Here is a 13,376-nt window from a genome sequence, read left to right on the forward strand (position 1 = left end):
GAGGTGCAGACGCTATGCCAGGTATACTCGTGGTTGAAGATGATGAAAATTTAAATCGTGGAATTACATTTTCACTGAAAAAATCCGGATATGAGGTTTTTTCAGCAGAATCAGTGAAAAAAGCGAAAAGAATTGCAAGTGATAATAATGTGGATGTTACCATTTGTGATGTGAATCTTCCGGATGGGAATGGACTGGAATTTGTAAGGTGGATGAGATGCAATTATAATACATACATTATTTGTCTTACAGCACTAGATCAGGAGATGGATCAGGTCATGGGATATGAAGCAGGGGCAGATGATTATATTACAAAGCCGTTTAGTCTTTCGGTACTTCTTTTGAAAATAGAAGCACATTTCCGCCGCAGACAGGAGAAAACGGAAGCCGGAAAGATGATTTCGGGAGATATCGTATTTATCGCAGGAGAAATGAAAGTCCTGATAAAGAGTCGTGAAATCAGTCTGACAAAAACGGAGTTGAAAATGCTGACTTTTTTTCTTCAGAATCCGAAACAGATTCTTTCAAAAACACAAATATTGGAAAATGTGTTTGATCTGGAAGGGGATTTTGTGGATGAAAATACAATCGCTGTCAATATCAGAAGACTCCGTGAGAAAATCGAAGACAATCCGGCTGCACCGGTCTATATAAAGAATATCAGAGGCCTTGGGTATATATGGAATCAGGAGGTAAGGCAGTGACAAAGAGATATCGCAAGAAGATTACAGTAGTGCTCTCCTTGGTATTACCTGTCATATTATTGTTTGCAATATTAAATTGCTTTACCACGTATGTGTTTTATGAAGATTATAAATATAAAATGAATCTTATGACAGAGATTGCTGCAAAGGAAGAATTTTCCGGGCTGGATGCTGTTTCGGAATTGCTTAAGGATAAGGATATTGAAACTAACGAACAGGGAAGGCGATTATTGGAGCAATATGGATACTGGGGGAATAAAGGGAATGCATTTTATTCGCAATTCCGGCATCAGGTTATGGTAACCGGTGCTGTAAGCACTGTGATATGCGTGCTTCTTTTGACTTTTTTACTTTATTGGAAGAAAAAAGAAGATGCGTGTCATCAGAAAATTTTAGACCAGTTGGAAGAAATTCTGATCAGATTCCGTGAAAATAAATTTGATGATTTACTGAAAACGGAAAATCATGCAGAACTGGAAAAATTGAATGACCAGCTTGAAGCAATCGGACATCATATTCAGTTGATAAAGGAAGAAGCAAGGGCAGAAAAGGAGAATACGAAAGAAATGGTTTCTGATATTTCTCACCAGTTAAAGACACCGGTTGCAGCTTTGGATACATGTTTTAGTGTGCTGATGCAGAATGACTTAAGTGCCACAGAACAGGAGGAGTTTCGTATCCGTTGTCGGAGTGCTCTGGATGGACTGGAGACATTATTGCAGTCGCTTCTTGAAATATCCAAGATGGAAACTGGACTGATTCAGATTAATAAGAAAAAACTTCCGCTTATGGATACTGTCATATCTGCTGTGAACCGTACTTATCCTAAAGCGGATGAGAAAGAAATTGAATTCGTTTTTGACTATGAAAAAGAGCTGGAAACATGCACGATTATGCAGGATAAAAGGTGGCTTGGTGAAGCTGTGATCAACGTTCTGGATAATGCGGTCAAGTACAGTCCGTGTGGTTCAAAAATATTTATCCGGTTACAAAAAAGAAACGATCTTGTAAGAATGGAAATTGAGGATCAGGGAATTGGTATTCCGCAGAATGAGTATCACAAAATTTTTCAACGATTTTACAGAGGAAGTTCCAAGGAGGTCATGGAAAAGAGTGGTACAGGAATCGGACTTTTTCTATCGAGAGAGATTATCGAAAAACACGCAGGTACAATTACGGTAACCTCCGGCAAAAAGAAAAAAGGAAGCACGTTTGTGATTCAATTACCATATGTTGGTTAAATTTTAAGTGAGCAGAAATCTTACAATTCTGTAAGATTTCTGCTCGTTTTTTGAAAGTGAAATGAAAGATTGTCCTGATACAATTTGGATGTAGGTTGAAAAATGACCAAATATATAAACAGGCAAAGAAAGCGTGCTGAAAAGGTACGCTTTACAGAATTGAAAAGGAGGCAACACATGAGTGTGATATTAGAAACCAAGCAGCTTTGTAAGTTTTATGGCGCAGGTGAGAATCAGGTCAAAGCGGTCAATCAGGTGGACATTCAGATTGAGCAGGGAGAATTTGTCGCAATTGTTGGAAAGTCAGGTTCCGGTAAAAGTACATTACTTCATATGCTTGGAGGGCTAGACACCCCGACAAAAGGCAGTGTTACTTTAGCAGGGAAAGATTTATACAGGATGAAGGAAGATGCCCTTGCTGTTTTCCGCAGAAGAAAAATCGGATTTGTTTTTCAGGCATTTAATCTGGTTTCATCTGTTAATGTCTGGGAAAATATTGTACTGCCACTGGGGCTGGATGGAAGAAAAGTGGATGAAGCGTATGTAAATGATATTATTGCAACTCTGGGGATTGAAAACCGGATTTATAATCTGCCAAATCAGTTATCCGGAGGACAGCAGCAGAGAGTAGCAATTGCAAGAGCACTGGTGAATCGTCCGGAAATTATATTTGCAGATGAGCCGACAGGAAATCTTGATTCTAAGACCAGTGATGAGGTAATCGCTCTGCTTAAGATGACAGCAAAAAAATATGGACAGACAATTGTAATGATTACCCATGATGACGAAATTGCACAGGTCGCTGATCGTATTCTGGTAATTGAGGATGGACAGGTGGTGGATTTCAGATGAAGACAATAAGCAGGATTGCATATAGCAATGACAAAAAGAACAGGACAAGAAGTATACTGATCATGATGGCAATCTGTCTGACCACGATGCTGCTTGTTATCATCAGTACTGTGGGAAATGGGGTAATTCATTTACAGAAAAGTCAGGCGGCAGGATCATATGGAAGCAATTATGGTCTGTTTGTTTCCGCAGACGGATCGCAGTTAAAAGAAGTAAACCGCCGTGCGGAAATAGATGCTACAGGCACTATGTGCACCGAAGGTATCATAAAAGGCAATGAAAAAGGCGGGTTTGTCTGCATGGATGAGACTGCAAGAAAAATGCTTCCTTATAATAAAGAATATGAGTTGAAGGAAGGAAAGTATCCGGAAAAAATGCAGGAAATTGCCGCAGGAAGAGCATTTTTTCGTGCAATGGGGTATGGTGATGTAAAGATCGGAGATACGGTTACACTGGATTACCGCGCAGGGATGCAGTCAGAATATAAGCCGGAAGAATTTGTTGTCAGCGGAATCCTATATGATCGGGATGAGTATACCATCGAGGCATCTTATGTTGCTTTCGGGTCACAGGAGTTTTATGATGAGCACGTCGCAGAGAATGACAGACAGTATAATATTTATTTTACTTTAAATGATTCTTCAAATGTATCTATGAATAATATTGATTCGGTTATAAAGCAGATTGCAGCAGCTTGTGGGATCGAAGAAAAAAACGTTATAGTCAATGATCTCTATTTGCAATGGGTCTTGCAGCCGAGTTATGAAATGATTGCGGTATGTGGGGTTTTGATTCTTGCAATTGTACTTTTCTCTGTTGTGGTCATTTATAATATTTTTCAGGTCGGTATTGCCAACAAGATACAGGAGTATGGAAAAATCAAGGCTCTGGGAGCGACAAAAAAGCAGATGAAACAACTGATCTTCAGAGAGGGTATGTTTTTGACAATTTCTTCAATACCAGTTGGATTGCTTCTTGGTTTTCTGATTGCAAAATGCGGTTTTAACTGGCTGGTAGAACAGGGAAACCTTGTATCAACCGGAACTGGCTCTATGGGAGTCCAAAATCGGCAGATGCCACTGTTTTCCCTGCCTGTTATGCTTCTATGTATTTTCGTGTCATTTTTTACCGTTGCTTTGGCGCTGCGTAAACCAATGAAAATTGTTTCACGGATTTCACCTATCGAAGCAACACGGTATTTAGAAAATGCAGAAACACAAAAAAAAGGAAAACGAAATGGCAGAAAAAATGTCACCGTGTTTTCTATGGCAATGGCAAATGTAACGGGTAATCCCAAAAGAACTATTGGTACTATCCTCACAATGGGTTTTTCTTGCGTATTGTTTGTGATTATCTCTAATTATGTGGGAAATATTGACACGGAGCATGAAGCACGTCTTTCCGTTAATCATGGACAATTTGAACTGCAGCTTGACTATTCTGCTGAGTATGATGAAAGATATCCGGAGAATAATCTGGATACGATTCTGACGGATGATCCATTGAATGATTCGCTGATTGAAGAAATCAAAAGCATTCCGGGAGTAACAGATGTCATGACGAGAGAGATTGTCTCTGTAAATCTGAACGGAACAAGATTTCCGGTTGATATTGTGAGTAAAAAGGATTTTGATTTTATGCGCCAAGAAGGGGATATTGGCTCTATGGACTATGATCAGGCGGTAAAGAATGGTGATATTTTCTTTGGCTGGTCAACGTGGATGGAACAAGATGGATATGCTCCGGGTGAATCCATTGCATTTGACTTTGAGAATGGAAGTGGAACCTATACCTATCAGGGAAAGATTGCAGGATCTTTTGTAAGTGCGGACACTTATCTTGTCATTCCGGAAGGTGTATATCGTTCCATGAATCCGAGGGGAACAGCCTATGGCTATCTGTGGGTGGACTGTGATAAAAAAGATGTGGCATCTGTAGAACAAAGTCTGAATACTTTGATTTCTAATACTTCGCATATAAAAATGGATACTTATCATGCGCAGTTACAATCTGCCGAATTTGCAAGCAGCATGATGAAGCTTGGCTGTTATCTGTTTATGGCTATTGTAGGACTCATCGGGTTTATGAATATGGCGAATACCATGATCATGAATATTACGACAAAAAAGCAGGAATATGGTATATTACAGGCTGTGGGTATGACAAATAAACAATTAAATTCATGCCTGCAGTTACAGGGACTGATGTTTACGGTTGGTACCATATGCGTAGCTTTGATCATTGGTCTGCCGCTCGGCTATGCACTTTTTTCCTATGCAAAACATAATGGAATATTTGGAATGAATATCTATCATGTTCCAATCGTACCAATTTTTATTATGATTTTTTTGGTCGGTCTGTTGCAGATTGTACTTTCCTGCGTTTTAAGCAGTAATCTGAAAAAGGAAACGCTGGTAGAAAGAATAAGGTATCAGGGATAGCAAGTAGTATGTAATGAACTAGGTCTTAACGAAGAGGAGAAATAGATAACTTCCATTTTGTATGTATGATAAATCTAAACAGTATTTTAGCAACATTTCCTGAGTGGGGGCAGAAAGTGCCCCCACTTTCACTATTTGGGGGCGAAAAGCGCCACCATATATCATAAATGATGGGTTCAAGGGAAAAATCCCTTGCTAGAGCGTGTCTGAAAAATAAAAATTGCACAAAACGCATGTTTTATTTCCCTTTTTCATGATAAAATAAAGAAAAAGGGGTGTTCACTATGTTGAGACGATATGAGTTGACTGATGAAGAATGGCTTCGCATTGAACCTTTATTACCTCCTGAAAATACTGGAAAACAAGGACGTCCGAGAAAGATGGACAGATTATATCACGAGAAATGATTGAGCAGTCCATTGACGATGGTGAAGCTTACCGCATTGTACTTGATGGCAAAAAAGTAGGCGGTGTTGTGATTAAAGTCGAGGGTGAAAAAGGCGACCTTGATCTTCTTTTCGTTGCGCCATCAGTTCATAGCAAAGGCATCGGGTATGCTGCATGGTGCGAAGTTGAGAAGTTACATCCAGAAGTGAAAGTTTGGGAAACCGTAACGCCCTATTTCGAGCAGCGGAATATCCATTTTTATGTGAACAGATGTGGTTTTCGCATCGTAGAGTTCTTTGACAAATATCACCAAGACCCCAATGATCCGGAAATGAATGCTGAAAAGCAGGACGAGCAGTTTCCGGACGGAATGTTTCGGTTTGAAAAGGTTATTCGGTAAATTTATATTTGATAAAGGAGATGGCAAATATGTGATGGTCTATTGGGGGCGGAATCATAATCTTTGCGTTAGGTATGTTTATCTTCTTAAAGCCGGGCTTAATATGGAAATTAACAGAAGAATGGAAATCTTATCGTGCAGATGAACCATCTGAGTTCTATTTGAAAGCCACAAAAATCGGTGGTGCTTTATTTGCCCTATTTGGAATTATTATAATTATGCTTCCATTTATTTTGGAGTGATAATTCCGGTTTGCAGAATAGAAAATACCCTCCCGGCCATCATGGTCGAGAGGGTTTCGTGCGTCTGTGGGATTATCTTTCAATATCAATTTTCAGTCCGGATTTTAGCTCCACGGTGAAGTGGTTCTCCCAGACGATGATTCGCTCAAGCCAGCGCTTTACCAAGGCCTCGTCGAAGGCTTCCAGGTGTGCGGGTTGCTGCTTGATAAAATCCTGCAGCTCGTTGATGCGGGCAATCTGTGCGTCTCTGGCGGCAGTGTCAACCGTACATTTTTCTCGCTGTTCCCGGAGTTTGAAGATCTCGTCGGCAATCTCATCATAGCATAATAAAACTGCTTGCCAGAAAGGCAGCTCAATGGTATTCTTTTCATAGGCAGTGGGGATGTCGATCCTGTTTGATTGTTGGTTGTGGTGACTTAACAATACTACTTGTAGGACTTGGTTTCCACTGCTTTTTTATTAAAGTGTAAAGAAAAACTGCGCCATAGCCTTGACAGGCCATCGCGCAGCGATTTTGTTCAATTGGAAGTTATGACTTTGACTTTTTCCAAATAATCAGCTTTAGGATAATACATACGACCACCACAACAGCCACCAAGGCACCATCCAACAGCAGCTCTGTGTACCACGGTGCAGACTGTATGGCATATAAATTTGGGTAGGTTTTAAAGTGCCAGAACTTATAAATTCCGAATCCAATGAAAACTCCTATTGATGAACCAATAACGATGTTTAAAAAACAATTCAACTTTCTCAGCATGGCAGTGCATCCCTTTCCAAATTCCCGATTTGTACTTATTTCTTAAACAGCTCAGAATGTGAACCAAGGCGATAAAGCATCAAAACAAGAACATCTCCACAAATCTCATAAATAAGCAGCCAGTCCGGTTCGATGTGACACTCACGCGTGCCTTTGTAGTTTCCTGTAAGGTCATGATCCCTGTATTTTGCATCCAGCGTACCGCCATTCGCCAGAATACCGATTACCTCAAACAGCTTATCAAGATTTTTATTTTGCTTTTTGGCAAGCTTCAAATCCTTTTTAAACTGATTGGTAAACTGAATGTCGTATTTCATACGTCGAGAGCTGCCTTAAGTGCATCCATACTGGAATAACGCGGAGCAGAAGGATCCTTCATCATTTTTCTGCCTTCCTCAATGGCAGTGGCTGTTGTATCATTCGGTACTTCCAGTTTTAATTCAAAAGGAATACCATGCTCACGGATAGCGGTTCTCAGGAACATGTTTACAGCAGTTGTCATATTCAGACCAAGCTCATTGAAGATTTCCTCCGCCTGGTCCTTGATTGCCTTGTCTATACGAATATTTAAATTAGTTGTTGCCATACAGAACACCTCCATTCAAGTATAGTATATTCAAATATGTGCCTAATGTCAACACATTGTCATTATATAAGATATATATGAAAAACTGAAATAAATACTTTCTCCCCCAAATTATGCCTGTTTTGTAAAAAAACTTGATATCTGTTGTCCAAGAAAGAAACCAACCTGTGGATATAATTCTTGGATTTCCTGATATTTTGCCTCAATCATTTCCGGTTCATCAGCCCAGATCTTTTCATATATTTTGAAAGCTCTTTTAAAATATGTTTTGGCTTGCGGAAGATTGGCAGTCATCAGATAAATGGTTCCAAGGGCTACCTGAAAATCTAGCAATAATGTCTGGTCAGAGTCAGTGCCAATGCTTTTTGTCTTTAACAGATCCTTTAATTCCTGAATGATTACATTCATACCTTTGTGGTAGTTATAGTTATCCATGTATGGAAATTTAACCACACAGACGATAGGAAAGTGTGGGGGATTTCGCCTGTGTCATGACACAGGCAGTGCTTGCTACTCTTGATTAGTTAAAGACTTTTAACTTTCCTGATTTTAAAATAATACCGATCAATAATATCCTGCAATGTAATGGATTTCATTTTTTCATCTACCATATTTTGAATTTCATGATAGAAGTCCCCAATAGCGAATTGAATGTTGATACCGATTCCACAATCCGGATTGGTATCTGTGTCCAGGTGAAGCAGCGGCTTATCGCCCTCTACGGCTCGGTAGATGTCATACATATTGATTTTATCTGCCGATTTTGCAAGAGCGGCATTCGCATGACCTTGTGTGTTGACAACAATGCCTGCATTTTTCAGGGTTGCCATAAGCTGTCTGACATAAGCCGGGTTTGTCTTGATACTTTCTGCGATTTTTGTGCTGGAGAGTTGTTCGTCATCTCCAAGAGCAATAAATATAAGAATATGAATGGTGTCACTAAGCTTTGTGGAATATTTCATTTGTCACCTCGAATTTTCTTCTTGCAATTTTTAAACTTACATGATAATATGACTTTAATGCTTGATGTAAATTTAATTTTAACAAGTAAAAAAATAAAAGTCAAGCAAAATAAAAAGTGTGGAATCTGATATAAAAAAGGAGATAAAGTGGTGTATGCAAAAGGAGGAACAAGTCAGTTTTCTGGCGGGAAAGGAAATGTGATGAAGATGAATGTATATCAAGAGATAAGTCAAATCATCAAAGAAGCAGATGGTATTTTGATTGGAGCCAGTAATGGTTTGTCTATCGCAGAGGGATATAATATTTTTGCAGATGACGCATGGTTTCAGAAAAATATGGGAGATTTCAGAGAAAAATACGGACTGCGTTGTGTTTTACACGGATTTTCAGTGCCAATGAAGGTAGAAGAAAAGTGGGCGTTTGTAAGCAGACTTGTTAAGGCAAAAGCTATGCAGGATGAGCCGAGTGAGATTATGAAAAACATCTATGCACTAGTAAAAGATAAAGAATATTTCGTAGTAACTTCCAATGCGGAGGATCATTTTGTGCCGGCAGGTTTTGAGGCAGACCGTGTTTTTGAAATGGAAGGGAAATTAACCCAGATGCGGTGCAAGAACAGATGTCATGATGAGGTCTATCCTAATCAAAAAGCAGTTCTCGCCATGACAGAAGAGGAAGTAAACGGAAGAGTACCCAAAGAGTTACTGCCGAAATGTCCAAAATGCGGTGGAGATATGGAAGTAAATTGGGGTGAGATGTCCTCGTTTACAGAAACGAAAAATTGGAAAGAAAAGGCTGCCCGTTATCAAGAATTTATTCAGAATTTACATGGAAAGAAGCTGGTAATTCTGGAATTTGGCATTGGTTGGAGAAATCAGATGATTAAAGCTCCTTTGATGCAGCTTGCAGCAGTAGAACCACAGGCAAGATATATCACATTTAATAAGGGCGAAATTTACATTCCAGAGGAAATCAAAGAAAAATCCATCGGTGTGGATGGTAATCTTACGGTAGCGTTAAAGGAAATCAGAAAGGGAAGGATAGACTAAGTAAGGTGGTTAAAGATATTACAGTTGTGAGATAGGAGAATGAAAAAAATGAGCTGTTATGAAAATTTGGTAATGAAAACACAAATGAACTATTCCAGACACTATAGTACCTATGCATCCGGCGGTACTGCTGTAGTGTTGAGCAAACAAAAACCACTTTCTTATGAGGAACAGATTCAGGAATTTGTTCGCAGAGTGCAGGAGGCAGAGTGTATCATAGTAGGCGGAGCATCCGGTTTATCAGCGGCTGGAGGTGGTGACTTTTATTATAGTGATACCCCTTCTTTTCGTGAGCATTTTGGAAAATTTGCAGATAAGTATGGATTCAAAGGTGCTTTTAGCGGCATGATGCATCGGTTTTCTACAAGAAATGAACACTGGGGATATGTGGCAACCTTTTTAAATGCTACACAAAATGCCCCTATCAGAGATCCATATCTGGATTTGGATAGAATCTTGCAGGGAAAGGACTTTCATATCTTAACGACTAATCAGGATACACAGTTTGTAAAGATTTATCCGGAAGAAAAGGTCAGTGAGATTCAGGGAGATCATCGTTTCTTCCAGTGTTCCCAGTGCTGTCAGGATGAAACATGGGATGCCGTACAACCTGTGGCAGATATGATTGCGGCTATGGGAGAGGGGACAATGGTGCCGGATGAACTGATTCCTCGCTGCCCTCATTGTGGTGCGGAAATGTTTCCGTGGGTAAGAGGATATGGGAATTTTCTGCAAGGGAAAAAATACGAAGAAGAATATGAGAAAATCTCAAAATACATTCAAAAGAACAAAGATAGAAAAATTCTCTTGATAGAACTTGGAGTAGGGCGCATGACACCGATGTTTATACAGGAACCGTTTTGGGAACTGACAAACAGTTTGAAAGATGCATATTATATTTCCGTAAATTCAGAATATCAGTTTTTGCCGGAATTCATTGAAGATAAGGGAATTGCTATTTTGGGAGATATAGGAACAGTGTTAAAAGATTTGCGGAAAGCAAAAGAGGAAAGTGCATTTGTATAGGATGCTTGTTCTTGATATTCCACTTGATGGAGAAACATTAGAATATTGATTGATACAAAACTGCACTCAGGGATATTGTGGGTGCAGTTTTGTATTAAAATTATTGATTACGATACAGTTTCTGATATGCAGTAGGTAATATCTGAAATATATCTCGGAAAGCCGATGTAAATTTACTTTGGTTTTTATATCCCACAGCGGCGGCAATTCCCGAAATAGATTTATCTTCCTGCAACAGCATATTCGATGCCAACTTCATACGGTATTCTTTCATGTAAGAAGCGATGGGCATTCCATAGACTGCTTTGAAAACGGATTTCAAAGTAGTGGTGTTCATCAGATACTGCTTTGACAACTCTTCAATAGTATAGTGGCGTTTTAGGATATGTTCCCGTGTACGAAAAATGGGCATTTTATTGTTATTTTGAAAAGCTGCGAGGCGTTTCAGGAAGAGCAAACTGTTGAAGTCAAAAAGTGGCTGGGAGCGTTATATTTAATTCACTTTGGCAGGGTGACATGACTGTATGGATCAAGGTTGGTTGCAGCTTCTGACTTTTATAGCCGTAATCCTTTAATATCTTTAATGCGTGATAAGATCATATTGCAACTGCAGCTGATAATGCCAGGCAGTGTATCAATGACATTGTGCAGGAAGTATTCCATTTCATCACCGGATGAAGCAACGGCATGTATATGAAGCCTGTCTCTTCCTGTGACACGGTAAATCTGTGTGACTGTATCATTTTTGTACATATATATCTGTCACCTGCGCCAGGTACTCCGGTTTTGTTTCAATTTCAAAATAGCATGATACAGCCCCACTGATTTTTTGCGGATTAATAATTGTTGTATATTCTTCGATTACGCCTCTTTTCTCCAAAGCCTGGATACGGGCTTTTACTGCCACTCTGGAAATACCGGTTTCTTCACCGATATCAGAGTAAGAGATACGTGCGTTTTCTATAAGCAGCCGGATAATCTTCTGATCCAGCTCATCTAAACCGTCCAGGTACATAAGTTCCCTCCTGTAAAATAATATAAAATAATATCCATCTGATAGCAGCTTTTTTCAATATCAAATATCATATCATTTATATTACTAAAAGTAAACAGCAGCTTGACTTATTTGCTGTAACTACATATAATTGTTGCGTAACGAAATCTTAAACTTACATTTTGAAAATACAATCGTGATTTCGGATAAAAAGCAGGAATTGATGGAGGAAAATGAGAATGTCAAAAGATGAATATTTAATCACAGATGCCCCTCTTAAAGCACTGACTGTTTTTGCAATGCCTATGATTCTGGGCAGCTTCTTTCAACAAGTATATAATATGGCTGATTCCATTATCGTAGGTCAGTTTGTGGGATCCTCTGCACTTGCGGCAGTTGGAGCCTGTGCCGCTTTGACCAATGTTTTCATCTGTGTGGCTTTGGGAGCCGGTGTAGGAGCAGGTGTACTTGTGAGCCGCTATTTTGGAGCTCAGAATTATAGCAAAATGAAAACAATTGTGTCAACATCGTTGATCAGTTTTCTGATTCTGAGTATACTTCTGGGGGTTTTTGGCTTTGTTTTTTCTCATTTTATGATGAGTTTATTACAAACACCTGCTGACATACTGGATGAAGCGGTACTGTATCTGCGTGTTTATTTTGTGGGATTTCCCTTTCTGTTTATGTACAATATCCTTTCAACGATGTTCAATTCCATCGGTGAATCGAAGATTCCGCTGGGCCTTTTGATATTTTCTTCTGTTTTGAATATTGTTATGGATCTTTGGATGGTGGCAGGTTTAGGGCTGGGTGTGTTCGGTGCCGCCCTTGCAACTCTCATTGCGCAGGGGATTTCCGCAGTGTTTTCGCTTTTGATTTTCTTTAACCGGATGCGTCGATATAAAAGCCGCTTTAACTGGTTTGACAGGCAGGAGTTACATTCCATGCTTCGTATTGCAGTACCATCGGTTCTTCAGCAATCCACAGTGTCAATTGGTATGATGATCGTACAGGCGGTTGTAAATCCCTTCGGTACACAGGCGCTGGCAGGTTATGCGGCAACCATGAGAGTAGAGAATGTTTTTTCACTGATATTTGTATCCATTGGAAATGCGGTTTCGCCCTATGTTTCCCAGAATCTTGGAGCAAAGAAAATTGAACGTATTAAAAAAGGATATCACGCTGCACTGGTGTTAGATCTGTGTTTCGCAGTCCTTGCTTTCATAGTCATTGAAACACTGCACACCCCAATTTCTTCCTTATTCCTTGGAAAAGATGGAACCGCTCTGGCATATCAGGTGTCCGGGGATTATATGAAATGGCTGGGATATTTCTTTATTTTTATGGGTATTAAGATGGCAACAGATGGAGTTCTTCGTGGACTTGGAATTATGCGGCCGTTTCTCATTGCCAATATGGTAAACCTTGCCATTCGGCTGTCAGTTGCCTTGATTTTTGCACCGCGTTATGGAATTGCATTTGTCTGGCTTGCTGTACCGGCCGGATGGCTTGCGAATTTTCTGATCTCCTATGGGGCACTTAGAAAATCATGGCCGGTTGATGAAGGAGTTTCATTCCGGTAAATTTCTCTTAAGTTTTGATGGGAAGCTGGATTTGTATGTTAAGAGGTATATTTTCGTTACTGTTCACTGGCAATATCCTGCGAAGCGTGTTGCTGTGAACAGTAACATATTTTCTTATAGACATGATATAGTATGAGTGCTATAATAA

At 39.6% G+C, this 13,376-nt stretch carries 15 protein-coding genes and 1 pseudogene; 9 read left to right on the forward strand and 7 right to left on the reverse strand.

The features are described 5' to 3' along the window. Positions 1-14: 14 nt before the first annotated feature. The 6 genes from AC075L_RS09125 to AC075L_RS09150 all read left to right on the forward strand — a co-directional run bounded on the left by AC075L_RS09125 (position 15) and on the right by AC075L_RS09150 (position 6,267). Positions 15-704 (forward strand): response regulator transcription factor, encoded by a 690-nt coding sequence (locus AC075L_RS09125; protein ID WP_008120506.1) that lies wholly within the window; start codon positions 15-17, stop codon positions 702-704. Next, complete coding sequence (locus tag AC075L_RS09130) at positions 680-1,945, forward strand: sensor histidine kinase (RefSeq protein WP_008706583.1); 1,266 nt, start codon at positions 680-682, stop codon at positions 1,943-1,945. The genes AC075L_RS09125 and AC075L_RS09130 overlap by 25 nt, the downstream gene beginning before the upstream one ends. A 177-nt stretch (positions 1,946-2,122) precedes the next feature. After that, a complete protein-coding gene (locus tag AC075L_RS09135) occupies positions 2,123-2,797 on the forward strand; it encodes an ABC transporter ATP-binding protein (protein ID WP_006426335.1) in 675 nt (224 codons plus the stop codon). Further along, positions 2,794-5,238: an ABC transporter permease gene (locus tag AC075L_RS09140; RefSeq protein ID WP_055199532.1), complete on the forward strand. Its 2,445-nt coding sequence runs from the start codon at positions 2,794-2,796 to the stop codon at positions 5,236-5,238. Before AC075L_RS09135 ends, AC075L_RS09140 begins: the two co-directional genes overlap by 4 nt. Positions 5,239-5,641: 403 nt before the next feature. After that, on the forward strand, positions 5,642-6,025 hold the full coding sequence (locus AC075L_RS09145; protein WP_118565992.1) for a GNAT family N-acetyltransferase: 384 nt from the start codon (positions 5,642-5,644) through the stop codon (positions 6,023-6,025). A 59-nt stretch (positions 6,026-6,084) separates the two neighbouring features. Then, positions 6,085-6,267: a DUF6199 family natural product biosynthesis protein gene (locus AC075L_RS09150; protein ID WP_330598872.1), complete on the forward strand. Its 183-nt coding sequence runs from the start codon at positions 6,085-6,087 to the stop codon at positions 6,265-6,267. A gap of 72 nt (positions 6,268-6,339) precedes the next feature. Here the strand turns inward: AC075L_RS09150 and AC075L_RS09155 are convergent, their stop codons facing one another. The 5 genes from AC075L_RS09155 to AC075L_RS09175 form a co-directional block, all read right to left on the reverse strand. After that, on the reverse strand, positions 6,340-6,690 hold the full coding sequence (locus AC075L_RS09155) for a hypothetical protein (RefSeq protein WP_226824580.1): 351 nt from the start codon (positions 6,688-6,690) through the stop codon (positions 6,340-6,342). A gap of 372 nt (positions 6,691-7,062) precedes the next feature. Further along, positions 7,063-7,344, reverse strand: coding sequence for a type II toxin-antitoxin system YafQ family toxin (locus AC075L_RS09160; RefSeq protein WP_055199533.1), 282 nt, complete (start codon positions 7,342-7,344; stop codon positions 7,063-7,065). Then, positions 7,341-7,613 carry a type II toxin-antitoxin system RelB/DinJ family antitoxin gene (locus AC075L_RS09165; RefSeq protein ID WP_055199534.1) on the reverse strand — a complete coding sequence of 91 codons (273 nt, stop codon included), beginning with the start codon at positions 7,611-7,613 and terminating at the stop codon, positions 7,341-7,343. Before AC075L_RS09165 ends, AC075L_RS09160 begins: the two co-directional genes overlap by 4 nt. A gap of 111 nt (positions 7,614-7,724) precedes the next feature. After that, on the reverse strand, positions 7,725-8,048 hold the full coding sequence (locus AC075L_RS09170; protein ID WP_070102108.1) for a hypothetical protein: 324 nt from the start codon (positions 8,046-8,048) through the stop codon (positions 7,725-7,727). Between the two features lie 89 nt (positions 8,049-8,137). Continuing rightward, complete coding sequence (locus tag AC075L_RS09175) at positions 8,138-8,575, reverse strand: Rrf2 family transcriptional regulator (protein WP_055052657.1); 438 nt, start codon at positions 8,573-8,575, stop codon at positions 8,138-8,140. 150 nt (positions 8,576-8,725) lie between these two features. Between AC075L_RS09175 and AC075L_RS09180 the strand changes: the two genes are divergently transcribed. Continuing rightward, the gene (locus tag AC075L_RS09180) at positions 8,726-9,625 is read left to right on the forward strand and encodes an SIR2 family NAD-dependent protein deacylase (RefSeq protein ID WP_226839682.1); all 900 of its coding nucleotides are present in this window, start codon (positions 8,726-8,728) and stop codon (positions 9,623-9,625) included. 48 nt (positions 9,626-9,673) lie between these two features. Beyond that, a complete protein-coding gene (locus AC075L_RS09185; protein WP_226839681.1) occupies positions 9,674-10,651 on the forward strand; it encodes an SIR2 family NAD-dependent protein deacylase in 978 nt (325 codons plus the stop codon). 100 nt (positions 10,652-10,751) lie between these two features. Here AC075L_RS09185 and AC075L_RS09190 read toward each other — a convergent pair whose 3' ends face one another. Both AC075L_RS09190 and AC075L_RS09195 read right to left on the reverse strand, forming a co-directional pair. After that, a complete protein-coding gene (locus tag AC075L_RS09190) occupies positions 10,752-11,063 on the reverse strand; it encodes a helix-turn-helix domain-containing protein (protein ID WP_082433126.1) in 312 nt (103 codons plus the stop codon). 143 nt (positions 11,064-11,206) lie between these two features. After that, positions 11,207-11,666 (reverse strand): annotated as a pseudogene (locus AC075L_RS09195) (Lrp/AsnC family transcriptional regulator). A 218-nt stretch (positions 11,667-11,884) separates the two neighbouring features. On the opposite strand from AC075L_RS09195, the gene AC075L_RS09200 reads away from it, so the two are divergent. Next, positions 11,885-13,228, forward strand: coding sequence for an MATE family efflux transporter (locus tag AC075L_RS09200; RefSeq protein WP_025580637.1), 1,344 nt, complete (start codon positions 11,885-11,887; stop codon positions 13,226-13,228). Positions 13,229-13,376 lie beyond the last annotated feature (148 nt).

The sequence above is a fragment of the Blautia sp. ZXY-1-B12 genome (genome assembly GCF_056339915.1).

Bases quoted from the DNA above. Each gene is read 5' to 3' on its own strand.
- AC075L_RS09125 (WP_008120506.1), top strand. From the start codon at position 15: ATGCCAGGTATACTCGTGGTTGAAGATGATGAAAATTTAAATCGTGGA.
- AC075L_RS09130 (WP_008706583.1), top strand. From the start codon at position 680: ATGGAATCAGGAGGTAAGGCAGTGACAAAGAGATATCGCAAGAAGATT.
- AC075L_RS09135 (WP_006426335.1), top strand. From the start codon at position 2,123: ATGAGTGTGATATTAGAAACCAAGCAGCTTTGTAAGTTTTATGGCGCA.
- AC075L_RS09140 (WP_055199532.1), top strand. From the start codon at position 2,794: ATGAAGACAATAAGCAGGATTGCATATAGCAATGACAAAAAGAACAGG.
- AC075L_RS09145 (WP_118565992.1), top strand. From the start codon at position 5,642: ATGATTGAGCAGTCCATTGACGATGGTGAAGCTTACCGCATTGTACTT.
- AC075L_RS09160 (WP_055199533.1), bottom strand. From the start codon at position 7,344: ATGAAATACGACATTCAGTTTACCAATCAGTTTAAAAAGGATTTGAAG.
- AC075L_RS09165 (WP_055199534.1), bottom strand. From the start codon at position 7,613: ATGGCAACAACTAATTTAAATATTCGTATAGACAAGGCAATCAAGGAC.
- AC075L_RS09170 (WP_070102108.1), bottom strand. From the start codon at position 8,048: ATGGATAACTATAACTACCACAAAGGTATGAATGTAATCATTCAGGAA.
- AC075L_RS09175 (WP_055052657.1), bottom strand. From the start codon at position 8,575: ATGAAATATTCCACAAAGCTTAGTGACACCATTCATATTCTTATATTT.
- AC075L_RS09185 (WP_226839681.1), top strand. From the start codon at position 9,674: ATGAGCTGTTATGAAAATTTGGTAATGAAAACACAAATGAACTATTCC.
- AC075L_RS09190 (WP_082433126.1), bottom strand. From the start codon at position 11,063: ATGCCCATTTTTCGTACACGGGAACATATCCTAAAACGCCACTATACT.
- AC075L_RS09200 (WP_025580637.1), top strand. From the start codon at position 11,885: ATGTCAAAAGATGAATATTTAATCACAGATGCCCCTCTTAAAGCACTG.